At 62.0% G+C, this 23,661-nt stretch carries 13 protein-coding genes; 7 read left to right on the top strand and 6 right to left on the bottom strand.

Going from position 1 to position 23,661, the window contains the following annotated elements:
• Window positions 1-38 precede the first annotated feature (38 nt).
• Window positions 39-1,493 carry a TrkH family potassium uptake protein gene (locus KHO49_RS09015; RefSeq protein ID WP_102864075.1) on the top strand — a complete coding sequence of 485 codons (1,455 nt, stop codon included), beginning with the start codon at window positions 39-41 and terminating at the stop codon, window positions 1,491-1,493.
• Here the strand turns inward: KHO49_RS09015 and KHO49_RS09010 are convergent.
• Window positions 1,450-2,511, bottom strand: coding sequence for an AraC family transcriptional regulator (locus tag KHO49_RS09010; protein WP_102864076.1), 1,062 nt, complete (start codon window positions 2,509-2,511; stop codon window positions 1,450-1,452). The genes KHO49_RS09015 and KHO49_RS09010 overlap by 44 nt on opposite strands.
• A gap of 158 nt (window positions 2,512-2,669) precedes the next feature.
• On the opposite strand from KHO49_RS09010, the gene KHO49_RS09005 reads away from it, so the two are divergent.
• Window positions 2,670-2,981, top strand: a complete 312-nt coding sequence (locus KHO49_RS09005; protein ID WP_110595140.1) for an Mpo1-like protein — start codon at window positions 2,670-2,672, stop codon at window positions 2,979-2,981.
• A gap of 140 nt (window positions 2,982-3,121) precedes the next feature.
• On the opposite strand, the gene KHO49_RS09000 is transcribed toward KHO49_RS09005, so the two are convergent.
• Window positions 3,122-3,943: a UDP-2,3-diacylglucosamine diphosphatase gene (locus KHO49_RS09000; protein ID WP_102878827.1), complete on the bottom strand. Its 822-nt coding sequence runs from the start codon at window positions 3,941-3,943 to the stop codon at window positions 3,122-3,124.
• A gap of 132 nt (window positions 3,944-4,075) precedes the next feature.
• Between KHO49_RS09000 and KHO49_RS08995 the strand changes: the two genes are divergently transcribed.
• Complete coding sequence (locus KHO49_RS08995) at window positions 4,076-4,885, top strand: helix-turn-helix transcriptional regulator (RefSeq protein WP_213664920.1); 810 nt, start codon at window positions 4,076-4,078, stop codon at window positions 4,883-4,885.
• A 229-nt stretch (window positions 4,886-5,114) separates the two neighbouring features.
• A complete protein-coding gene (locus KHO49_RS08990) occupies window positions 5,115-6,008 on the top strand; it encodes a DMT family transporter (protein ID WP_213664919.1) in 894 nt (297 codons plus the stop codon).
• On the opposite strand, the gene KHO49_RS08985 is transcribed toward KHO49_RS08990, so the two are convergent.
• Window positions 6,002-6,289: an Rdx family protein gene (locus tag KHO49_RS08985; RefSeq protein ID WP_102864080.1), complete on the bottom strand. Its 288-nt coding sequence runs from the start codon at window positions 6,287-6,289 to the stop codon at window positions 6,002-6,004. The genes KHO49_RS08990 and KHO49_RS08985 overlap by 7 nt on opposite strands.
• A 72-nt stretch (window positions 6,290-6,361) precedes the next feature.
• Between KHO49_RS08985 and KHO49_RS08980 the strand changes: the two genes are divergently transcribed.
• A complete protein-coding gene (locus tag KHO49_RS08980) occupies window positions 6,362-8,551 on the top strand; it encodes a patatin-like phospholipase family protein (RefSeq protein WP_102864081.1) in 2,190 nt (729 codons plus the stop codon).
• A 96-nt stretch (window positions 8,552-8,647) separates the two neighbouring features.
• Here KHO49_RS08980 and KHO49_RS08975 read toward each other — a convergent pair whose 3' ends face one another.
• Both KHO49_RS08975 and recQ read right to left on the bottom strand, forming a co-directional pair.
• Entirely contained in the window at window positions 8,648-9,082 is a 435-nt protein-coding gene (locus KHO49_RS08975; protein ID WP_102864082.1) for a MarR family transcriptional regulator, read from the bottom strand.
• 119 nt (window positions 9,083-9,201) lie between these two features.
• On the bottom strand, window positions 9,202-11,328 hold the full coding sequence (gene recQ, locus KHO49_RS08970) for a DNA helicase RecQ (RefSeq protein ID WP_102878823.1): 2,127 nt from the start codon (window positions 11,326-11,328) through the stop codon (window positions 9,202-9,204).
• 274 nt (window positions 11,329-11,602) lie between these two features.
• Here recQ and KHO49_RS08965 point away from each other — a divergent pair, with 274 nt between their 5' ends.
• Window positions 11,603-12,190: a UPF0149 family protein gene (locus KHO49_RS08965; RefSeq protein ID WP_102864084.1), complete on the top strand. Its 588-nt coding sequence runs from the start codon at window positions 11,603-11,605 to the stop codon at window positions 12,188-12,190.
• A gap of 10 nt (window positions 12,191-12,200) precedes the next feature.
• On the top strand, window positions 12,201-12,596 hold the full coding sequence (locus tag KHO49_RS08960) for a YbaN family protein (protein ID WP_102864085.1): 396 nt from the start codon (window positions 12,201-12,203) through the stop codon (window positions 12,594-12,596).
• Window positions 12,597-12,648: 52 nt separating this feature from the next.
• Here KHO49_RS08960 and KHO49_RS08955 read toward each other — a convergent pair whose 3' ends face one another.
• A complete protein-coding gene (locus KHO49_RS08955) occupies window positions 12,649-23,454 on the bottom strand; it encodes a retention module-containing protein (RefSeq protein ID WP_213664918.1) in 10,806 nt (3,601 codons plus the stop codon).
• Between the last annotated feature and the right edge of the window lie 207 nt (window positions 23,455-23,661).

Genomic DNA, 23,661 nt, shown 5'->3' with positions numbered 1-23,661 from the left:
GAATGGGCGCCCTTCTCATACCAGCCCGAGCGGAACACATGGCGTTGCCGACCTTAAGGATCATTGGTTTCATTATCGGCATCTTCCTCATCACCCTGGCCATCGCCATGGTGGTGCCGATGGCGACACTGGTGATCTTCGAACGCACCGGCGACCTGCCGTCCTTCCTCTGGGCCAGCATGATCACCTTCATCGCCGGCCTGGCTCTGGTGATTCCTGGCCGTCCCGAGCATATTCACCTGCGCCCCCGGGACATGTACCTGCTGACGGTCTCCAGCTGGGTGGTGGTGTGTATCTTTGCCGCCCTGCCGTTCCTGCTGACCCAGCACATCAGTTACACCGACTCGTTCTTTGAAAGCATGTCCGGCATCACCGCCACCGGCGCCACCGTGCTCAGCGGCCTGGACAGCATGTCCCCGGGCATCCTGATCTGGCGCTCGATGCTGCACTGGCTGGGAGGCATCGGCTTTATCGGCATGGCGGTGGCGATCCTGCCGTTGCTGCGCATCGGTGGCATGCGCCTGTTCCAGACCGAATCTTCGGACCGCTCGGAAAAGGTCATGCCGCGCTCGCACATGGTGGCGCGCCTGATTGTCGCCACCTACGTGGGCATCACCATCTTCGGCAGCCTGGCCTTCTGGTGGGCCGGGATGAACATCTTCGATGCCATCAACCACGCCATGTCGGCGATCTCCACTGGGGGCTTCTCTACCTCTGACCAATCCCTGGCCAACTGGCAGCAACCGGCGGTGCACTGGGTGGCGGTGGTGGTGATGATCCTCGGCAGCCTGCCCTTCGCCCTCTATGTGGCAACCCTGCGGGGCAACCGCAAAGCGTTGATCAAGGATCAGCAGGTCCAGGGCTTGCTGGGCATGCTCCTGGTGACCTGGCTGGTGCTCGGCACCTGGTACTGGTGGACCACCAACCTGCACTGGCTGGAGGCCTTGCGTCACGTAGCACTGAACGTGACCTCGGTGGTCACCACCACCGGGTTTGCCTTGGGTGACTACAGCCTGTGGGGCAATTTCTCACTGATGCTGTTCTTTTACCTGGGGTTCGTCGGCGGGTGTTCGGGGTCAACGGCGGGCGGGATCAAGATCTTCCGCTTCCAGGTCGCCTACATCCTGCTCAAGGCCAACCTCAATCAGCTGATCCACCCCCGGGCAGTGATCAAGCAGAAGTACAACGGCCATCGCCTGGACGAGGAAATCGTCCGCTCGATCCTGACCTTCTCGTTCTTCTTCGCGATCACCATCTGCATGATCGCCCTCGCCCTGTCGCTGCTGGGCCTGGACTGGATGACCGCCCTGACCGGCGCCGCCAGCACCGTATCCGGGGTGGGCCCGGGCCTGGGAGAAACCATTGGCCCGGCGGGCAACTTCTCCACCCTGCCCGACGCTGCCAAGTGGATCCTGTCCCTGGGCATGCTCCTGGGCCGGCTGGAAATCATCACGGTGTTCGTGCTGTGCATTCCGGCGTTCTGGCGTCATTGATCGAGCCCGGCAGCGCCAGCAACCGCGCCCGGTACTCTCCGGGCGTGACATCGAACCAGCGACGGAACGCCCGGAAAAAATTGCTCGGATCGGCAAACCCCAACAGGTAGGCAATTTCCAGCAAGGTCATGCGCGGCTGTGCCAGGTACTGTTCGGCCAGTTCGCGGCGGGTGTCATCGAGCAGGGTCTGGAAGCTGGTGCCCTCCTCCTGCAAGCGGCGTTGCAACGTACGCTGGGACAAGTGCAGGGTCTGCGCCACCATCTCGCGCTTGGGCTCGCCCTGCGGCAGCAGACGGCACAGCACTTGCCGCGCCTTGTGGGTCACCCGGCTCTCGGAGAAACGCGCCAGGTATTCGCCGGCGAAACGATCGTGCAACAAGGCCATGGCCTCGTTGGCAGTTGGCAGTGGTGCTTCCATGTCGGCCCGCTCGAAAATCAGCGCATCAAAAGGCGCAGCGAACACCAGCGGCGCATGAAACATGTCCTTGTAAGGCTGCACATCCTGCGGTTGCGGTCCTTGCAACAGCACTTTGCGCGGCTGCAGGGCGCGCCCCGTCAACCAGCCACACAAGGCCAGGGCGCAAGCCAGCGAGGCTTCGGAGCTTTGCCGGGTAGGGGGCAGATGATCGCCATGCACCGTCAGAATCAGCGCATAACCCTCAGGTAAAAGACGGAAACTCAGGTCAGCACTTTCAGCAATGATCCGTTGATAACGCACCAGGCGCTGAAAGCCCTCTACCAGGGTGCGGCTCGACATCAGTGCATAACCGGCCACATGGAAGGACGCCGGGCGAACCAACTTGCCCATGTTCAAGCCAATCGCCGGGTTGCCGGACAACTCGACCGCACGCTGCCAGAGCCGTGTCATCGAGTCCTGGGTGAAACGCGCGTCGGGGTCGTCGAGGGCGCCATAGTCGAGCCCTAACTGCAGGAACAAAGCGCGGCAATCCAGGCCGTCCATCTCCAGGGCCTTGACTATTCCCAAGGCCCAGCTTGCAGAAGTCGTTCGTTCGCTCATGAGGGTTTCTTACATGATGAGCCGCATGCTACGGCCAATTTCACAAGGATACTAAAGTGGCGCCTATTGTCACTGGCCAGCGCTGCCAAGGACTCTAGACTCAAATAAGCTCCCCGCAGAACATCCGCTCACGAACAACAAGCACAGAGATCGCGGCCATGGAAAATATCCGACAGTTCAACAGCTTCGCCGAGTTCTACCCCTATTACCTGAGTGAGCACAGCAACAGCACCTGCCGTCGCCTGCACTTCATCGGCACCAGCCTGGTGATCTTCCTCCTGGCCTTTGCCATCGGCAAAGGCGCCTGGCTGCTACTGCTGGCCTTGCCGGTTGCCGGCTATGGCTTTGCTTGGGTCGGGCATTTCTTCTTCGAGAAAAATCGCCCGGCCACCTTCCAGCATCCGCTGTACAGCCTGCTGGGGGACTTCGTCATGTACCGCGACATGATTCTCGGCAAGGTCCCCTTCTAGGCCCGGCCGGACAGCAAGCCGCCCCCTACAGCCACTGTGGTGACGGGACGCAGGCATAGACTCCAGCCCCGAGCGTCGCTGTACAAGGCGGCGATGGAAACAGGCCAGCCCCACCTGAAGCCTGATCGATAACCCATCGCTCAGGCCGGCTCCGCCATCTTCATGCGCTCGGCCTTGAGCTGGGCTTCCCGGGCCTGGGCCTCGGCCAGGCGATAGAGTTCGATGCTGCCGTCCCAGTGCTCGATCAGGGCTGTGCAGGACTCCACCCAATCGCCGCAATTGAGGTAATCCACCTCGCCCACCTTACGGATCTCGGCATGGTGAATGTGGCCACAGACCACCCCGTGCAACTCACGCTTGACGCACTCGTGGGCAATGGCCTCCTCGAAGTCGCTGATGAAGCTCACCGCAGTCTTGACCTTGTGCTTGAGGTAGGCCGACAGCGACCAGTAACCGTAGCCATAGCGCGCCCGCCAATGATTGAGCCAACGATTGAGGGTCAGGGTGAACTCGTAGGCCGAGTCGCCGAGAAAGGCCAGCCAGCGGTGATATCGCGTAATGACGTCGAACTGGTCACCGTGGATCACCAGCAGATGGCGGCCGTCAGCCGTGACGTGCACGGCTTCGTCCACCAGTTGGATGTTGCCCAGAATCAGCTTGGAGTAACGGCGCAGGAACTCATCGTGATTGCCGGTGACGTAGATCACCTCGGTGCCGCGCTTGCTCATGGTCAGCAAGCGGCGGATCACGTTGGTATGGGCCTGGGGCCAGTACATGCCGCCCCGCAGTTTCCAGCCATCGATGATGTCGCCAACCAGATAGATACGGTCGGCCTGATACCCCTTGAGAAACTGCGCCAGGTGTTGCGCCTGACAATCCCGGGTGCCCAGATGCACATCGGAAATCCATAAGGTCCGTACCCGTTGCTTGCGGCTGGGCTTGGCGAGTTCGGCATGGGTCATGGACGCTCTCCGGGATTTTTTGCGAGCTTGCGCCGCAGCGATTAATAGCCCATGACAAAAATGCGGCAGTGCGATGACAACGCGAGCCCTCCGACCGCCGGTGTACACTGGCCGCCTGCCAAGGAGACCGTGATGGGATCTATTCTCACCCTGCGCCACTACACCCATGACCTGATCGCCCATAGCCACGAGCATGCGCAACTGGTGTTCGGCCTGCGTGGCCAGCTCCAGTTCGAAGTCGAAGGCCAGGGCAGCCAAGTGCAGCAGCAGAGCTTCGTGGTGGTGCCGGCCGGCGCCCGGCATGTCTGCGGCAGCCCCAGCGGAAGCCATTGCCTGGTGTTGGACATACCCGGTGAACGCTGGGTGCAACAGTCTTTGGGCGAACATGCCGAGGCCAGCCGACGTTTGCTCGATGCGCCCCGGCATCGGGTCTTGGGGCCGAGCCAGAGCCGCTTGGTCAACTGGCTGGCGGACAGCCCGGTGGACGACCCCTTGATTGCCCAGCAAGGCGCAGTCCTACTGCTGGCCAGCCTCAACCATTGCGCCGACAGCCAGCCTGGCGAGCGCCGCCTGCCCTATGCCGCCCTGAATGCCCATATCGATCGTCACGCCGCCCACCCCTTACAGGTGGCCGACCTGGCCCGCATCGCCGGGCTGTCCGCTGCCCGTCTGCACGCACGGTTCATCGCCGAGTGCGGGGCCAGCCCCATGGAATACGTGCGACGCCGGCGCCTGCACATGGCCCTGGAACTGTTGCGCGGATCAGCCTTGCCCATGGGCGAAATCGCCAGCCGCGTGGGTTATAGCTCCCAGAGTGCCTTTGCCGCAGCAATACTGCGGCAGTACGGCCACTCGCCGCGCCAACTGCGCCAAGGAGCAGACGCTAGTCCCTCGACAAAAAACGCCAGGATCGCGACAGACCAACAGATCGCCCGCCCCTAGACTGAGCCCATTGCCGCCTAGGCTCTGTACGAAAAGTGTTGAGACGAAGGTCAGGCAAGGCGAAAACGGTCGAGGAACGGCCGGGGTCGCGTTCGACTTTACGGGGTGTAAATGAGCATTCCGATCAGACTCGCGCACGAGACCGTTTTCGACGCAGCATCACCGAGTATCAAGGCTTTTTGTACAAAGCCTAAGGCCATTACTGCCCGTCTTGTGGCTAAGGATAGAGATGACTCCGCGTACCGCCCTTGGCGCCCTGCATATCGGCGCCCTGATGTTCGGCCTGACCGGTGTATTCGGTAAGCTCGCCGCCGCTTCGCCCGCGGTCATCGTCTTCGGCCGCGCCGCCTTTGCCGTACTCGCCCTGGGCGTCTTTGCCCGGCTGGCCAGCAATACCCCCTGGCAGAAACTGGCCGCCACCGATGGGCGGCGCCTGCTGGTCAGCGGCCTGCTGCTGGCCGGCCACTGGGTGAGTTTCTTCGTCGCGGTAAAAGTTGCCGGGGTGGCCATTGCCACCCTGGGCTTTGCCAGCTTCCCGGCCTTTACGGTGATTCTCGAAGGCCTGATCTTCCGCGAGCGAATCCGCTTTAACGAGATTCTGCTGGTGATCCTCGTGAGCATCGGCCTGGTGCTGGTGACCCCGGACTTCGATCTGGCCAGCCAGGCCACCACCGGCCTGCTCTGGGCCGTGGGGTCGGGCCTGCTGTTTGCCCTGCTGTCCTTGAACAACCGCGCCAGCTCCGGACGTATTCCTGCGGTGCAGGCGGCCCTCTGCCAGAACGTGGTGGTAGCCCTATGCCTGTTACCGGTGGCGGCACCGGAGCTTGGCCAGGTTCGGGCCATGGACTGGCTGTGGATCAGTCTGCTGGGAATCTTCTGCACCGGCCTGGCCCACAGCCTGTTTGTCGCCAGCCTGGCAGTGATCAAGGCACGCACCGCGGCGGTGGTCTTCGCCCTGGAGCCGGTCTACGGGATTACCGTGGCCTGGCTGCTGTTCGGCGAGAATCCGACGCTGCGCATGCTGATGGGGGGGGCCTTGATCATCGTTGCCATCGTGGTTTCAAGTCGCCTGTCGATGGGCTCAGGCAGCAAGGCTGCCACGGCTGAAGCCGGCTCTCACTGAGTACGATCGTTGTGGCCCAGGTTGCGCTCCGGATCGATCTGGTCGCGCACCCGTTGCTTGAGTACCTTGGCCTCGGGAAAACCGCCATCGGCCTTGCGCTCCCAGATCTGCACGCCATCGCAGGAAATGCGGAACGTGCCACCGGTAGCAGGCTCCAGAGACACTTTGCCCAAGTCATCGCTGAACGTGCTCAGCAACTCCTGGGCCAGCCAGGCGGCTCGCAACAGCCACTGGCATTGGGTGCAATAGGTGATGACCACTTCGGGTTTACGTTCAGTCATGGTACGGCCGACTCCTGAGTTCAAGGGCGTCGCTATAATAGCCGGCTTTATCGTCCGTCCCCGAGAACCACGATGCGCCGCCTGCTGTCCTGCCTGTTCCTCTGCCTGCTGCCCCTGCTCGCTCAATCCAGTGAAGCGCCGCGACCGAAAATCGGTCTGGTGCTGTCCGGAGGCGCTGCCCGTGGCATGGCGCATATCGGCGTACTCAAGGCTCTGGAAGAGCAAGGCATCCGCATCGACGCGATTGCCGGCACCAGCATGGGCGCGGTGATCGGCGGGCTCTATGCCTCGGGCTACAAGATCGACGAGCTGGAAAAACTCGCCCTGAACATCGACTGGAGGCAAGCGCTGTCCGACGCTCCGCCCCGGGAAGACGTGCCCTTCCGGCGCAAGCAGGACGATCGGGATTTCCTGGTCAAGCAGAAACTCAGCTTCCGTGACGACGGTAGCCTGGGCCTGCCACTGGGGGTGATCCAGGGCCAGAACCTGGCGTTACTGCTAGAGAGCAAGCTGGCGCACGCCAGCGACACCCGGGATTTCGACAAGCTGCCCATACCCTTCCGGGCCGTGGCCACCGACATCGCCAGCGGCGAAAAGGTGGTGTTCCGCAAGGGCCACCTGCCCCAGGTGATCCGCGCCAGCATGTCGATTCCGGCAGTGTTTGCGCCGGTGGAGCTCGATGGCCGGCTACTGGTGGACGGCGGCATGACCGACAACATTCCCCTGGACGTCGCCCGAGACATGGGAGTCGACATTGCCATTGTGGTGGACATCGGCACGCCGCTGCGCTCGCGCAAGCAACTCAACACCGTGGTCGACGTGCTCAACCAGTCCATTACCCTGATGACCCGGCGCAATTCCGAGGAACAATTGGCGACGCTGCACAAGGACGACGTGCTGATCCAGCCGTCGTTGTCGAGCTTCGGCGTCACCGACTTCGGTCGAGCCCAGGAGGTGATCGACGCCGGTTATCGCGCCACCCGCATCCTCGACGCCCGCCTGGCGCGCTTGCGTGCGACCCAACCACAGGATGCGCAACTGGCCGCCGCGCGCCTGCCCAGCCAGCGCACGCCGATCATCAGCGCAATCAAGGTGGAGAACGACTCCAAGGTCAGCGATGAGGTCATTCGCTACTACATCCGCCAACACATCGGCGAACCCCTGGACCTGGGCCGCCTGGAAACCGACATGGGCACCCTGTACGGCCTGGACTTCTTCGAACAGGTGCAATACCGAGTGGTGCACAAAGGCCAGGACAACACCCTGGTGATCAGCGCGCGGGGCAAGCGCAGCGGCACTGACTACTTGCGCCTGGGCCTGAACCTGTCCGATGACATGCGCGGCGACAGCGCCTTCAACATCGGCGCCAGCTATCGCATGAACGGTATCAACAGCCTCGGTGCAGAATGGCTGACCCGGGTGCAGATCGGCGACCGGCAGGAAATCTACAGCGAGTTCTATCAACCCTTGGATGCCGGTTCACGCTATTTCATTGCGCCGTTTATCGCTGCCCAAGCGCAGAATGTCGAGGCGGTGCTGGATAACGATCCGATCGCCGAATACCGCCTGGAACGCTACGGCCTGGGCCTGAATCTGGGGCGGCAGATCGGCAACAGCGGCGAAGTGCGTTTCGGTGTGGGCGAGGCCTGGGGCAAGGCCGATGTGCGGATCGGCGATCACGACCTGCCCAGCGAGAACTTCAATGAGGGTTATTACCAGCTGCAGTACTCCTTCGACTCCCTGGACAACGTCTACTTCCCCCACTCCGGTGAAGACATCGGCCTGACCCTGCGCCAGTTCGAACCGAGCCTGGGTTCGGACAATCGCTACCGCCAGTGGGAGTTCAAGCTCGACAAGGCCTTGAGCAGCGGCCCCAATACCTTCGTACTGGGAGGGCGCTATGGCCGAACCCTGGACAATGCCGATGTCGTGACCTCCAGCTTCCTCCTGGGGGGCGCACGACAGTTGTCCGGCTTCCGTCAGGATGCCCTGTCCGGGCAGAACATCACCCTGGCCCGCGCCGTGTACTTTCGCCGACTCACACCACGCTCCTACCTGCCACTGGATTTCCCGCTCTACCTGGGCGGCTCACTGGAACGCGGGCGGGTGTGGAACAACGACAACGCCTTCGACAGCGGCTATATCAATGCCGCGAGCATCTTCCTGGGCTTCGACACCCCGCTGGGCCCATTGAACTTCAGCTACGGCTTCAACGACGACAACCAGAAGGCCCTGTCGCTGAACCTTGGCCAAACCTTCTGACAGGCGCACAAATGCCGCACCGGACGGCGCAATCAGCAGGATTCAAGGGAAGCGAAAATAGGACGAACCGGGGTCAGGCAACCCCGGCTGAAGGCATCAGGATTTTTCCAGATTAGCCAGGATGCGCCCATGAACGCGCATGCAGACCCGCAGGTCTTCGTCGTCGACGCCAATGAACAATTCATGGCGCAAGGCAGTGGCGATGGTCTCGATCTGCTCGATCAAGGGCCGCGCGGAAGGACAGAGGACGATCTTCTTCGCCCGGCGATCTTCCACCACCGATTGGCGCTGGACCAGGCCCTGGGTTTCCAGGCTATCCAACAACCGAGCCAGGGTTGGCCCTTCTACGCCAACGCTTTGCGCCAGCTCACGCTGGGTTGGCGCGTCTTCAAAACGGGCCAGGTGCAGCAGCACCAGCCAGCGGGCCTGGGACAGGCCAAGCCCGGCCAGGCGGCGGTCCAGTTCGGCACGCCAGCCGCGAGACATATGCGCCAGCTGCATACCAAAACGGTGTTCATCGGTTAACGGCATAAAACACTCATGATCAGACTGAAAATAAAGAAAAACTAATTATTAGTCAGCTAAGCATGACACTTGCCAGGAGGCAAGGCCTCTAAGGGACTGAATCGTTACAACATTGACGCACCCCTTCACATTTCAAACTCCGACTGCAGCGCGGCACGCACGCAGTACAAAACACCTTCGGGGACTCGTCCGGCAAACACTTGGCTGATCTCGACCACGGGCGGTAGTTCGCCCTCACCGTCGAGGAAAGCGTCCTGGATTTCCCCCAGCAAGTCTTCTGGAAGATCCAGCGCCTGCTCCAGGGACAGTTGCTGCTTGCCAATGGCTTCGGCCAGCAAGGTGTAGACGTTCTTTTCCGTGCACTGCAGTTGCCCGGCGATCTGCACCGGGGTCATCCCGGCACGGGCCAGGGTAATCAGCTCGTGGCGGATATCGGCGACCACCTTCGGCGCCTCGACACCGCCCCCCAGCACTTCGAGGAACGCCGCGCCATAACGCTCCAGCTTGCGCGCACCGACACCACTGACCTCGGCCATTTCCGCCATGGAGCCGGGCTGGCTGCGAAGCATCTCCAACAAGGTTGAGTCGGGGAAAATGACATAGGGCGGCACCCCATGTTCTTCCGCCAGCTTGCGCCGCAGGGCTCGCAGCGCCTCCCATTGCTCGCGCTCCTCGCCACGTACCAGTTGGCTGGCCTGGCTGGTGCTGCTCTTGGGAGTGCTTTGCGGCTTGAGATCGCGTCGCAGCTCCAGGGTTACCTCGCCCTTGAGCAAGGGCCGGCACGTGTCGCTCAGACGCAGACCGCCATAACCTTCAAGGTCGATGTCCGCCAGCCCGCGAGCCACCAGTTGGCGAAACAGAGAGCGCCATTCGCCTTCGCTACGGGCCTTGCCGACCCCGAACACCGACAAGTGCTGATGACCGAAGCTGCGGACCTTTTCGGTGTCCTTGCCCAGCAACACGTCTACCAAGTGCCCGACACCATAACGCTGACCAGTGCGATAAATGGCCGACAGTGCCTGGCGCGCCGGCTCGGTGGCGTCCCAGGTTTGCACGCCATCGACGCAATTGTCGCAATGGCCACAAGGCTGGGGCATGTCCTCATCGAAATAGGCCAGCAATGTCTGGCGCCGGCAACGGGTTTCCTCGCACAGGGCCAGCATCGCATCGAGCTTGTGCTGTTCAAGACGCTTGTGGCGTTCGTCGCCTTCGGAGTTCTGCAGCATCTGCTTGAGCATCAGCACATCTTGCAGTCCGTAGGCCATCCAGGCGTCCGCCGGCAGGCCGTCACGGCCGGCACGACCGGTCTCCTGGTAGTACGCCTCCAGGGACTTGGGCAGGTCCATGTGGGCCACAAACCGCACGTTGGGTTTGTCGATGCCCATGCCGAAGGCAATGGTCGCCACCATGATCAGGCCTTCCTCGTTGAGGAAGCGTTTCTGGTGATAGGCGCGCAACTCGTTGGGCAGGCCAGCGTGATACGGCAGCGCGGTAAAGCCCTGTTCACAGAGGAAGGCCGCCACTTCGTCAACCTTCTTGCGCGACAGGCAATAGACGATCCCGGCATCGCTGCGCCGCTCGTTGAGGAAGGCCTGCAACTGCTTGCGCGGCTGTTCCTTGGGCACGATGCGATAGAAGATGTTCGGTCGGTCGAAGCTGGAAAGAAAACGCTCGGCGTCCTGCAAGTGCAGGCGATTGACGATCTCTTCCCGGGTACGCTTGTCGGCGGTGGCGGTCAGGGCAATGCGCGGCACGTTCGGGAACATTTCCGCCAACTGCCCCAGCTGCAGGTATTCAGGACGGAAGTCATGCCCCCACTGGGACACGCAGTGAGCTTCGTCGATGGCGAACAGAGCAATATCGAGGTTCTGCAGGAACGCCAGCATACGTGGCTGAACCAGGCGCTCCGGTGCCAGGTAGAGCATTTTCACCTCGCCGCGACGAATACGCGCCGCCAGGTCACGCTGCTGCTCGGCGCTCAAGGTCGAGTTCAAGGCGGCGGCCGCAACACCGAGTTCCTCAAGGGTGGCCACCTGATCGTCCATCAACGCGATCAAAGGCGAGACCACCACCGCCAGGCCTTCGCGAAGCAGGGCCGGAACCTGGAAGCACAACGACTTGCCACCGCCGGTGGGCATCAGTACCAAGGCATCGCCGCCGCTGGCAACGCGCTCAATGATCGCACCTTGGCGACCACGGAAACTGTCGTAGCCGAAGATGTCCTTGAGGACGCGTTGAGCCTGTTCGAGCATGAAAAACTCCAAAAATCGCCGATTTCCCTGGATGCAGACTGGCCGAAAAGTCGGCGTGGTTCACCGACAAATGCGTTAGCGGACTTGTCCGCACTTGCCGTCGGGCCTGCAGGGCATCACAAAACGCGCGAGTATACCCGAGCCCTTCCCGGCAGAGGGCGCCGACAATGGACCGCTGGTAACCTTTAGAACCGCTCAAATCTGCCCCGTGGCTGGCTTGAGCGCTCAAGAAAGCCTAGAATTCAGCATCGTTTATTCCCCAAGGTAGCCGTCAATGTCCTTCGCTGAGCAACTAACCCGCCTGCAAGTCTTCCTCGACGCAGATGATCTGCACGACGAGGCGCTGGACTACGTGGCCGCTCACGGCTACCTGACCGCGCTGTCGATCTGCTCGGAAAGCGTTCCCGACCGTGAATGGATCGACGCCCTGTTCGCCGAAGAGCCGCATTACAGCGACGACGCCGAACGCGAAGCCATCGAATCCACGCTGCTGGCCCTCAAGGCGCACATCGCGCGCCAACTGGCTTCCGATGAAGAGTTCGAGCTACCTTGCGAACTCGATCTGGGCGACGACCCGGACGACTCCGACCTGCGCGGCTGGTGCATCGGTTTCATGGAAGGCGTGTTCCTGCGTGAAGCAGCCTGGTTCGAAACCGCAGAGGAAGAAGTCAGCGAGATGCTGCTGCCGATCATGGTGGGTTCCGGCCTGTTCGACGAGCAGCCGGAATTCTCCGACATCGCCAGCGATGCCAACCTGATGGACGACATGATCGTGCAGATCCCCGAAGCACTGACCGCGCTGTACCTGCTGTGCAACGCACCCGACGAAAAACCGGCGCTGCTCAAGCCTCGCCACCACTGAGTCGGCGCCTATGGCCAAGCCCATAGGCCAACGCCCCCTGGTGTTGCGTTACGTTCTGCTGGCCATCGGCTGGCTGAGCGTAGCGCTGGGGGTACTCGGCATCTTCCTTCCGGTATTGCCCACCACCCCTTTCCTACTGCTGGCGGCCGCCTGTTTCGCCCGTAGCTCTCCACGCTTCTACCAATGGCTGGTGCAACACCCGCGCCTGGGTCCGTGGATCCGCGACTACCTGGATGGCAATGGCATTCCGCTCAAGGGCAAGGTGTATGCGATCGGCCTGATGTGGCTGAGCATTGGGCTCTCGTGCTACCTGGTGCCACTGCCCTGGGCACGAGGTTTCATGCTGACCAGCGCGGTGCTGGTCAGCATTTACATCCTGCGCCAGAAAACCTTGCGGCGCCCTTGAGCAGCCCCAGCAGCCGCTGCCTGGGCAGCGGCCTCAAGGACCGTGACAACCATCAGACGGTATCCACCTTCAACGAGTGATCGTTGAGCATGCCGTTGATGATGGTGGCCGTGTCCGCCCCTCCGGCAATCACCCCGCCCGCCCCTGGCGTGACTCCGTAATGGCTGGCCAGGTCGACCCCCGCCAAGTCAATGGTCTGGGTCGGCGTCGCCCCTGCCACCGCGCTGACATCAATGCTGGTGACCAGGGTCGCGCCACTGCCAGTGACCTTGAAGTGCAGGTAGTCATCCAGGGAAGCGGAAGTCGCATTCTCCCCCTGTAACAGCTGCGACAGGTCCAGCTTGTCGGTGCCCGGCGTAAAGTCGGTCACCACATCGTGCCCATTGTTGCCCTGCAGCCACTGGAAGGTATCGCTGCCGCCGCCTCCGGTCAGGGTGTTGTTGCCCATCCCGCCGATCAGCAGGTCATCGCCACCACCGCCATTGAGCACATCGTTCCCTAGCCCGCCGGTAATGACGTTGGCGTTGCCATCGCCGGTCAAGGTGTCGTTGTAGTTGGAGCCCACCAGGTTCTCGATGCCGGTCAGGGTGTCAGTGCCCGCGCCCAGGGTGTTCTGCGCCCCCGCCAGGCCGAGGTTGACCGTCACCGCCGCCGTGGCATGGGCGTAACTGGCGGTATCGATACCCGCACCGCCATCCAGCAGATCATTGCCCGGCCCGCTGAACAGCAGGTCATTGCCGCTGCCACCATTCAGGGTGTTGTTGCCCGAGCCTGCGGTGAGCACATCGTTGCCATCGCCGCCATTGAGGATGTTGTTACCACTGCCCGCCACCAGCACATCGTCACCGGAAGTGCCGGTCAGGGTGTTGCCATCCTGATAGGAGATGCTCACCGCCGCCACATCGCTGCCACCGTGACCATCGCTGGCGGTGTAGGTGCCGTGGTAATCCGGGGTGACGTCCTGCGCCCCGGAGTAATTCACGGTCATGGTCAGCTGATAGTTTTCCGCTGCCGTGGTGTTGCTGCCGCTGGTGTTGGTGATGTTGACGATATGGATCTGGTAAGGCCCATCCGCCGCCGCCGTGAAGGTGCCGCCATCGGCGATCGCCGTGTAGCCTCCACCGTTAAAGGCGTATTCCATGGAGACGCGGCCGGCGGCCAGATTGTGATTCAGATTCAGGGTTTCCCCCTGTTTGAGATTGACGGTGATCACGTCCTCATCGTTGGCATTGGCGTTAGTGACGGCTCCCAGGTAACCGCTGACCAGCACCACCGCGGTCATGGTCGCGGCGTTGGCATTGAACGAGGCGCGATCGATGGTGATGGCCTGGTTGGCGCCATTGTTGCCATTCCCGGCAAAGCCGATGGTCTGCTGACTCGCCGCCGTGAACGCCGCGCCCTTGGCCGCCCAGCCGGTGTTGAAAGTGGTGGGCGCCGCATTCAGAGGATCACCATTGACGTCACTGTCGTTGGCCAGCAGTGCATCCTCGGGAATCGCCACACTGCTGGACAATACGTTGGTGATGATGTGGTCATCCCCGGCGACCGGAGACGCATTGGGATTGACCTTGACCACCAGAGTCGAGCTCGCCAGGTCACCGTCGTTGTCGCTCACCGTATAGCCAAAGGTTTCGGTGATTACTGAGTTTGTGACTTTTTGCGAGCTGTAGCTGAAGTCCCCGGTATCGAGGTTCACCACCAGGGTACCGCCATTGCTGGTGGCAATGCTGATGCTGTTGTTGACGGTATTGAAGGTACCGTTGTTGGTGGTGCCGCTGAAGGTCAGCGAGCCCTGGTTGCTGTTGCCTTTGGGGTCGTAGGTGTAGGTTCCGCCATCCACCACGATCGACTTGATGAACCCGCCGTCGGCACCAAAGCTGCCGCCATCCCCCAGCAAGCTGCCGGTGACCGGAGAGCCTTGCACCGTACCGGCCAGCACCGAATTGAGCTGGTTCAGGTCGGTGACCACCACCGCATTGGTGTTGACGTGAGTACTGCCGTCATAGGCCAGCGGATCGAGGTTGCCATTGCTGACCCCGCTGCCCAGGCCGATCGCATAGTTCTTGATGCCATTGGCATCGAGGAAGGCTTTCCAGGCCGTCTCGTCCGCGGTGCCGATTTCCTGACCCGAGGTCGGTGCGCCGTCGGAGAAGAAGTAGCCGACATTCTGCGCGCCACTGAGCTGGCCACTGGTGACAAAGGCCAGCTTCGCCGCCGCCACCGCCGCGTCGTAGTTGGTCCCGCCTCCTGCCACCAGCGTGGCGACAATTGCCTTGGCCGTGGCCACGTCTACCCACACCGAAGTCTGGGCGGTAGCGGAGCTGCTGAAAGTGACGAGCTGGACTTTGACATCGCCCATGTTGTCGTACTTGTCGAGCAAGGCGCTGATGGCCTGCTTGGCCAGGCCCAGCCGCGTCAGCCCGGAAACACCTGAAGGATCAGCCATGCTGCCCGACACGTCGATCACCAGCAGCAGGTTGGAGTCCACCTCCACCGCCGTGACCGAACGCTCGCTGGCCACTGCCTTGGGCACATCATCGACAATGCTCACCAGGATGCTGCCGGTGGTGCTGTTGCCCAGGGCATCGGTGGCCTTGTAGGTGAAGCTCTCACTCAAGGTATTGGCGCCATCGTTGGCATTGGGGGTGGTTTTCGGCGCCGAGGTCAGGGTGTAAGTGTAGGTGCCATTGGGGTTGAGCAGAATCTGCCCGTAGCTGCCCGTGGCACTGCCCACCAGACTGAAGGTGATACCTCCAGAGCCGCCGGTGACCGAGCCCACCAAGGTACCGATGGCGGTTTCCGCGGTGGAGCCCGGATCGCTACCAGCCACGGTGCCAGCAGCCAGGTCCTGACCATCCTTATTCAGGTCCAGGGCCTTTTCATAGACAGTGACGTCCTGATCGGTCACTGCCTTGAGGCCGCTGTCAGTGACATTGATGGTCAGGGTGGTGGTGCTCTCATCACCATCTCTGTCGCGGATGGTGTAGGTGAAGACATCACTGGCCCCGGGCGGGCTCACCGAGTTCGGATTGCTGTGGTACACCGCGTTGCCGGCGGCATCCAGGGTCAGGGTGCCGTAGGTGCCGGCGATGCTGCTGCCCAGCCCGCCGATGGCCGAGGTGGCGGTATTGCTGCCGGCGCGCACGCCGACCACCGCGCCACCAACGGCTGCACCATCGGCGCCCAGCACATCATTGCCCAGCACACTGACATTGATGGTGGCGCCTTCCGTGCCGCTGGCCGTATCCGCCACGGCGCCGGGCAGGTCATCGACGATGTTGACGTCTATCACCCCGGACGCGGTACTGCCGTCGCCATCGGTGGCCACCACATTGAATTGTTCAGCAATGCTATTGGCGCCCAGCGCCGTTGGATGGGCTTCGTTGTCCAGCAAGGTGTAGCTGTAGCTGATGACTCCGGTGCCGGCGTTGTAGCCAGTGATGGTCAGGGTGTTGCCCAAGGCGGTGGTGACGCTTTGCGGGAAACCCGCAGCCACACCGCCGCTGACCACATTGATGCCGCCCACAGTCAGGGTTTGCAGGCCGTCCAGGGCCGTCACGGTAAACGTGCCGCTCTGGGTCAACGCTGGGGTATTCGGGCTGCTGCCATCGCTGAGGTTTTTCTCATAGACCGTCAACTCGCCACCGTTGACGTTAAGGCCGTTCAAGGTCACCGGGTCGTCGTTGTTATGGATCTGCAGCACCAGGTTCGCTGTGCTGGGGTCGCCATCGGAGTCAGTGACGGTGTAGGCGAAGGTTTCTGTGCCGTTGCCATTGCCGCGCAGGGCTTTGAAGTCGGCATCCGCAGTGTTCAGCGTGTAGGTGTAGGAACCGTTGGCATTGAGCACCAGGGTGCCGTAGGTGCCGGTGAACGTACCGGCAGTGACGGGTCCGGAAACCACCCGATCCGCGCCTTGTACATCGTTGGTCAACACGTTGCCGGTCAGGGTCAGTTGGCTCTCCGAGGCAGTGGTCGGATTGCTGTCGTTGACCGCAGTAGGCAGGTCATCCACCACGTTCACATCCAGAGTTCCGGTGGCACTGCTGCCATCCACATCCGTAGCCACTACATTGAACTGTTCGCTGAGGCCGTTGGCACCGTTGGCGCTCGGGTGGGCCTCGTTGTCCAGCAGGGTGTAGCTGTAGCTGATGACTCCGGTGCCGGCGTTGTAGCCGGTGATGGTCAGGGTGTTGCCCAAGGCGGTGGTGACGCTTTGCGGAAAGCCCGCAGCCACACCGCCGCTGACCACATTGATGCCGCCCACGGTCAGGGTTTGCAGGCCATCCAGCGCGGTCACGGTAAACGTGCCGCTCTGGGTCAACGCAGGGGTATCCGGGCTGCTGCCGTCGCTGAGGTTTTTCTCATAGACCGTCAACTCGCCACCGTTGACGTTAAGGCCGTTCAAGGTCACCGGGTCGTCGTTGTTATGGATCTGCAGCACCAGGTTCGCTGTGCTCGGGTCGCCATCGGAGTCGGTGACGGTGTAGGCGAAGGTTTCTGTGCCGTTGCCATTGCCGCGCAGGGCTTTGAAGTCGGCATCCGCAGTGTTCAGCGTGTAGGTGTAGGAACCGTTGGCATTGAGCACCAGGGTGCCGTAGGTGCCGGTGAACGTACCGGCAGTGACGGGTCCGGAAACCACCCGATCCGCGCCTTGTACATCGTTGGTCAACACGTTGCCGGTCAGGGTCAGTTGGCTCTCCGAGGCAGTGGTCGGATTGCTGTCGTTGACCGCAGTAGGCAGGTCATCCACCACGTTCACATCCAGAGTTCCGGTGGCACTGCTGCCATCCACATCCGTAGCCACTACATTGAACTGTTCGCTGAGGCCGTTGGCACCGTTGGCGCTCGGGTGGGCCTCGTTGTCCAGCAGGGTGTAGCTGTAGCTGATGACTCCGGTGCCGGCGTTGTAGCCGGTGATGGTCAGGGTGTTGCCCAAGGCGGTGGTGACGCTTTGCGGAAAGCCCGCAGCCACACCGCCGCTGACCACATTGATGCCGCCCACGGTCAGGGTTTGCAGGCCATCCAGCGCGGTCACGGTAAACGTGCCGCTCTGGGTCAACGCAGGGGTATCCGGGCTGCTGCCGTCGCTGAGGTTTTTCTCATAGACCGTCAACTCGCCACCGTTGACGTTAAGGCCGTTCAAGGTCACCGGGTCGTCGTTGTTATGGATCTGCAGCACCAGGTTCGCTGTGCTCGGGTCGCCATCGGAGTCGGTGACGGTGTAGGCGAAGGTTTCTGTGCCGTTGCCATTGCCGCGCAGGGCTTTGAAGTCAGCATCCGCAGTGTTCAGCGTGTAGGTGTAGGAACCGTTGGCATTGAGCACCAGGGTGCCGTAGGTGCCAGTAAAGGTTCCGGCTGTCACCGGCCCGCTGGGCACTCGGTCTGCCCCTTGAGTGTCGTTGGTTAGCACGTTGCCCGTCAGGGTCAGTTGGCTCTCCGAGGCAGTGGTCGGATTGCTGTCGTTGACCGCAGTCGGCAGGTCATCCACCACATTCACATCCAGAGTTCCGGTGGCACTGCTGCCATCCACATCCGTAGCCACCACATTGAACTGTTCGCTGAGGCCGTTGGCACCGTTGGCGCTCGGGTGGGCCTCGTTGTCCAGCAGGGTGTAGCTGTAGCTGATGACTCCGGTACCGGCGTTATAGCCGGTGATGGTCAGGGTGTTGCCCAAGGCGGTGGTGACGCTTTGCGGGAAACCCGCGGCCACACCACCGCTGACCACATTGATGCCGCCCACGGTCAGGGTTTGCAGGCCGTCCAGCGCGGTCACGGTAAACGTGCCGCTCTGGGTCAACGCAGGGGTATCCGGGCTGCTGCCGTCGCTGAGGTTTTTCTCATAGACCGTCAACTCGCCACCGTTGACGTTAAGGCCGTTCAAGGTCACCGGGTCGTCGTTGTTATGGATCTGCAGCACCAGGTTCGCTGTGCTCGGGTCGCCATCGGAGTCGGTGACGGTGTAGGCGAAGGTTTCTGTGCCGTTGCCATTGCCGCGCAGGGCTTTGAAGTCAGCATCCGCAGTGTTCAGCGTGTAGGTGTAGGAACCGTTGGCATTGAGCACCAGGGTGCCGTAGGTGCCAGTAAAGGTTCCGGCTGTCACCGGCCCGCTGGGCACTCGGTCTGCCCCTTGAGTGTCGTTGGTTAGCACGTTGCCCGTCAGGGTCAGTTGGCTCTCCGAGGCAGTGGTCGGATTGCTGTCGTTGACCGCAGTCGGCAGGTCATCCACCACATTCACATCCAGAGTTCCGGTGGCACTGCTGCCATCCACATCCGTAGCCACCACATTGAACTGTTCGCTGAGGCCGTTGGCACCGTTGGCGCTCGGGTGGGCCTCGTTGTCCAGCAGGGTGTAGCTGTAGCTGATGACTCCGGTACCGGCGTTATAGCCGGTGATGGTCAGGGTGTTGCCCAAGGCGGTGGTGACGCTTTGCGGGAAACCCGCGGCCACACCACCGCTGACCACATTGATGCCGCCCACGGTCAGGGTTTGCAGGCCGTCCAGCGCGGTCACGGTAAACGTGCCGCTCTGGGTCAACGCAGGGGTATCCGGGCTGCTGCCGTCGCTGAGGTTTTTCTCATAGACCGTCAACTCGCCACCGTTGACGTTAAGGCCGTTCAAGGTCACCGGGTCGTCGTTGTTATGGATCTGCAGCACCAGGTTCGCTGTGCTCGGGTCGCCATCGGAGTCGGTGACGGTGTAGGCGAAGGTTTCTGTGCCGTTGCCATTGCCGCGCAGGGCTTTGAAGTCAGCATCCGCAGTGTTCAGCGTGTAGGTGTAGGAACCGTTGGCATTGAGCACCAGGGTGCCGTAGGTGCCAGTAAAGGTTCCGGCTGTCACCGGCCCGCTGGGCACTCGGTCTGCCCCTTGAGTGTCGTTGGTTAGCACGTTGCCCGTCAGGGTCAGTTGGCTCTCCGAGGCAGTGGTCGGATTGCTGTCGTTGACCGCAGTCGGCAGGTCATCCACCACATTCACATCCAGAGTTCCGGTGGCACTGCTGCCATCCACATCCGTAGCCACCACATTGAACTGTTCGCTGAGGCCGTTGGCACCGTTGGCGCTCGGGTGGGCCTCGTTGTCCAGCAGGGTGTAGCTGTAGCTGATGACTCCGGTGCCGGCGTTGTAGCCAGTGATGGTCAGGGTGTTGCCCAAGGCGGTGGTGACGCTTTGCGGGAAGCCCGCAGCCACACCGCCGCTGACCACATTGATGCCGCCCACGGTCAGGGTTTGCAGGCCGTCCAGCGCGGTCACGGTAAACGTGCCGCTCTGGGTCAGGGACGGGGTATCCGGGCTGCTGCCGTCGCTGAGGTTTTTCTCATAGACCGTCAACTCGCCACCGTTGACGTTAAGGCCGTTCAAGGTCACCGGGTCGTCATTGTTATGGATCTGCAGCACCAGGTTCGCCGTGCTCGGGTCGCCATCGGAGTCGGTGACGGTGTAGGCGAAGGTTTCTGTGCCGTTGCCATTGCCGCGCAGGGCTTTGAAGTCAGCATCCGCAGTGTTCAGCGTGTAGGTGTAGGAACCGTTGGCATTGAGCACCAGGGTGCCGTAGGTGCCAGTAAAGGTTCCGGCAGTCACCGGCCCGCTGGGCACTCGGTCAGAGCCTTGAGTGTCGTTGGTTAGCACGTTGCCCGTCAGGGTCAGCTGGCTCTCCGAGGCAGTGGTCGGATTGCTGTCGTTGACCGCAGTAGGCAGGTCGTCCACCACGTTCACATCCAGAGTTCCGGTGGCACTGCTGCCATCCACATCCGTAGCCACCACATTGAACTGTTCCCTGAGGCCGTTGGCACCGTTGGCGCTCGGGTGGGCCTCGTTATCCAGCAAGGTGTAGCTGTAGCTGATGACTCCGGTACCGGCGTTATAGCCGGTGATGGTCAGGGTGTTGCCCAAGGCGGTGGTGACGCTTTGCGGGAAACCCGCCGCGACGCCGCCGCTGACCACATTGATGCCGCCCACGGTCAGGGTTTGCAGGCCGTCCAGTGCGGTCACGGTAAACGTGCCGCTCTGGGTCAGGGACGGTGTATCCGGGCTGCTGCCGTCGCTGAGGTTTTTCTCATAGACCGTCAACTCGCCACCGTTGACGTTAAGGCCGTTCAAGGTCACCGGATCGTCGTTGTTATGGATCTGCAGCACCAGGTTCGCCGTGCTCGGGTCGCCATCGGAGTCGGTGACGGTGTAGGCGAAGGTTTCTGTGCCGTTGCCATTGCCGCGCAGGGCTTTGAAGTCAGCATCCGCAGTGTTCAGCGTGTAGGTGTAGGAACCGTTAGCGTTGAGTACCAGGGTGCCGTAGGTGCCAGTAAAGGTTCCGGCAGTCACTGGCCCGCTGGGCACTCGGTCTGCCCCTTGAGTGTCGTTGGTCAACACGTTGCCCGTCAGGGTCAGTTGGCTCTCCGAGGCAGTGGTCGGATTGCTATCGTTGACCGCAGTCGGCAGGTCGTCCACCACGTTGACGTCCAGAGAGCCGCTGGCGGTGCTGCCGTCCACATCAGTGGCCAGCACACTGAAATGCTCGCTGAGGCTATTGACGCCATTGGCCGTCGGATGGGCATCGTTGCCATTGAGGGTATAGCTGTAGCTGACTACCCCGGTGCCTGCGTCATAACCGGTGACGGTCAAGGTGTTGCCCAGGCCGGTGGCGATGGATTGCGGAAAACCCGCCACCACCCCGCCGCTGATCACGCTGATGCCGCCCACGTTCAGGCTCTGCAGACCATCAAGGGCCGTTACAGTAAAAGTGCCGCTCTGGGTCAACGCCGGAGTATCCGGGCCGCTGCCAGTGGTCAGGTTCTTCTCGTAAACGGTGAGTTCGCCACCATTGACCTCCAGGCCGTTCAAGGTCACCGGGTCGTCATTGTTGTGCACCTGCAGCACCAGATTGGCCGTACTGGGGTCGCCATCGGCGTCGGTCAGGGTGTAGGTGAAGGTGTCGGTAGCATTGCCGCCCCCGCCCAGCGCGAGGAACGCAGGGTCGGTGGGATGCAAGGTATAGGTGTACGAACCATCCGCTGCCAGCACCAGGGTGCCGTAGGTTCCGGTGAAGGTACCGGCCGTGATCGGCCCGGAAGCGACCCGGTCGGCGCCCTGTACGTCGTTGCCCAGCACATTGCCAGTCAGGCTCAACAGGCTTTCCGAAGCGGTCCCGGGATTGCTGTCGTTGACCGCCGTGGGCAGGTCGTCCACCACGTTCACATCTAGTGAGGCGCTGGCACTGCTGCCATCCACGTCAGTGGCCACTACATTGAACTGCTCGCCAAGGCTATTGGCACCATTGGCATTCGGATGGGCATCGTTGCCATAGAGGGTGTAGCTGTAGCTGACCTCGCCGCTGGCCAGGTTGAAACCGGTGATGGTCAGGGTATTGCCCAGGCCAGTGGTGACGCTTTGCGGAAAGCCCGCCGGTACGCCGCCGCTGACCACGGTGATACCGCCGACAGTCAAGGTTTGCAGGCCGTCCAGGGCGGTCACCGTGAAGGTGCCGCTCTGGGTCAGGGCCGGGGTATCCGGGCCGCTGCCGGTGGTCAGGTTCTTCTCATAGACAGTGAGCTCGCCTCCCTCGACCTCCAAGCCTCGCAGCAGCACCGGATCGTCATTGTTGTTCACCTGCAGCACCAGGTTGGCGGTGCTGGCGTCGCCATCGGAATCAGTCAGGGTATAGGCGAAGGTTTCAGTGCCGCTGCCGCCGCCCTTGAGCGCCAGGAAGGCCGGATCGCTGGTGTTCACGCTATAGGTGTAACTACCGTCCGCCGCCAGCACCAGGGTGCCGAAGGTGCCATTGAAGGTGCCGGCGGTAACAGGTCCGGCCGCCACCCGATCAGCGCCCTGCACATCATTGGTCAGCACATTGCCGCTCAGGGTCAGTTGGCTTTCCGAGGCGGTGCCTGCGTTGTTGTCATTGACTGCCGTCGGCACATCGTCGGTGATATTGACGTCAAGGGTGTTGCTGGCCGAGTCGCCATTGCTGTCGATGGCAACCACGCTGAACTGCTCGCTCAGACTGTTGGTGCCATCCGCCGCGGAGTGCAGATCATTGCCATTGAGGGTGTAGCTGTAGCTGACCACCCCGGTGGCCGCGTTGAAGCCGGTGATGGTCAGGGTATTGCCCAGGCCGGTGGCGATGGATTGTGGAAAAGCCGCTGCCACGCCGCCGCTGACCACATTGATGCCACCGACATTCAGACTGAACAGCCCATCCGGGGCCGAGACTGTGAAAGTGCCACTCTGGGTCAGGGCCGCCGGATTGCTTGCCGAGCCCTGCTCCAGGTTGGCTTCATTGACCGTGAGTTCACCGCCCTCCACCGCAAGCCCACTCAGGCTCACCGGGTTGTTGGGGGTTGCACCATTGATCGGAAGCAGGCCATCGATGCGCTCAGGGACAAATTCGGGGATGCCATTGAAGCCCGCTGTCGGAAAGCCGATCACCGGCTCGACCCGGCCCCCGACTTCTTCCAGCAGAACAAAGCTGTGACCGCCGCCCTCGGCACCCGGCGCGCCACCGGTACCGGTGGGGCCCGCCGCAGTGGCTTCAGCGGTTTGGGTTGGGTCATCACCGGCGGCAATGGCTTGTTGCAGTTGTTCGACATCGCTCAGTTGCGCATCGCTGGGTGCCAGCACTTGCGGGGTATCGACCTGAGTGGCCTGCTGGTCAAGCAACTGCGCCGTCAGTTGCTGGCTGCTGTCACGGCCCAGGGTCAGATCCTGGCCATTTTGCAGATGCACTGCCACCGCACCTTCGGCTCCAGTGACCAACTGCTCACCGACAAACAGCCGGTCCCCTTCCACCAGGAGACGACGGGCGCCATCCGCGCCTACCGCGTAAACCTGCCCGATCACCTTGGTCACAATGCCGATTAACGTTGCCATGTGCACTCCTCCGATGCCGAGAACAATCGGCATCCGCTTGCTAGCGGCAGCACAGACAGCGTTAACCCGTGGTTGAACAGACCCTGTGTCTGGCCGCTCCGCCCCCATGGCGAAGCGCGCCAGTCTTGATGTCCCGCCCTCCCTTGCTACCAGTCGGACGGCTGATACCGCAGGGCGCCGGACAAAACAGCCTCATCCGTGCCTTCG

Origin of the sequence: Pseudomonas sp. RC4D1, assembly GCF_018390395.1 — a bacterium.
Taxonomy (GTDB): domain Bacteria; phylum Pseudomonadota; class Gammaproteobacteria; order Pseudomonadales; family Pseudomonadaceae; genus Aquipseudomonas; species Aquipseudomonas danubii.
The sequence above is the reverse complement of the archived record's forward strand: the minus strand, read 5'-3'. Positions and strand labels throughout refer to the sequence as shown.

What these genes read in the sequence shown, in the direction of transcription:
- KHO49_RS09010 (WP_102864076.1), bottom strand. Translation starts at nt 2,511, where the DNA reads ATGAGCGAACGAACGACTTCTGCAAGCTGGGCCTTGGGAATAGTCAAG.
- recQ (WP_102878823.1), bottom strand. Translation starts at nt 11,328, where the DNA reads ATGCTCGAACAGGCTCAACGCGTCCTCAAGGACATCTTCGGCTACGAC.
- KHO49_RS09005 (WP_110595140.1), top strand. Translation starts at nt 2,670, where the DNA reads ATGGAAAATATCCGACAGTTCAACAGCTTCGCCGAGTTCTACCCCTAT.
- KHO49_RS08965 (WP_102864084.1), top strand. Translation starts at nt 11,603, where the DNA reads ATGTCCTTCGCTGAGCAACTAACCCGCCTGCAAGTCTTCCTCGACGCA.
- KHO49_RS08955 (WP_213664918.1), bottom strand. Translation starts at nt 23,454, where the DNA reads ATGGCAACGTTAATCGGCATTGTGACCAAGGTGATCGGGCAGGTTTAC.
- KHO49_RS08960 (WP_102864085.1), top strand. Translation starts at nt 12,201, where the DNA reads ATGGCCAAGCCCATAGGCCAACGCCCCCTGGTGTTGCGTTACGTTCTG.
- KHO49_RS08975 (WP_102864082.1), bottom strand. Translation starts at nt 9,082, where the DNA reads ATGCCGTTAACCGATGAACACCGTTTTGGTATGCAGCTGGCGCATATG.
- KHO49_RS08995 (WP_213664920.1), top strand. Translation starts at nt 4,076, where the DNA reads ATGGGATCTATTCTCACCCTGCGCCACTACACCCATGACCTGATCGCC.
- KHO49_RS08985 (WP_102864080.1), bottom strand. Translation starts at nt 6,289, where the DNA reads ATGACTGAACGTAAACCCGAAGTGGTCATCACCTATTGCACCCAATGC.
- KHO49_RS09015 (WP_102864075.1), top strand. Translation starts at nt 39, where the DNA reads ATGGCGTTGCCGACCTTAAGGATCATTGGTTTCATTATCGGCATCTTC.
- KHO49_RS08980 (WP_102864081.1), top strand. Translation starts at nt 6,362, where the DNA reads ATGCGCCGCCTGCTGTCCTGCCTGTTCCTCTGCCTGCTGCCCCTGCTC.
- KHO49_RS09000 (WP_102878827.1), bottom strand. Translation starts at nt 3,943, where the DNA reads ATGACCCATGCCGAACTCGCCAAGCCCAGCCGCAAGCAACGGGTACGG.
- KHO49_RS08990 (WP_213664919.1), top strand. Translation starts at nt 5,115, where the DNA reads ATGACTCCGCGTACCGCCCTTGGCGCCCTGCATATCGGCGCCCTGATG.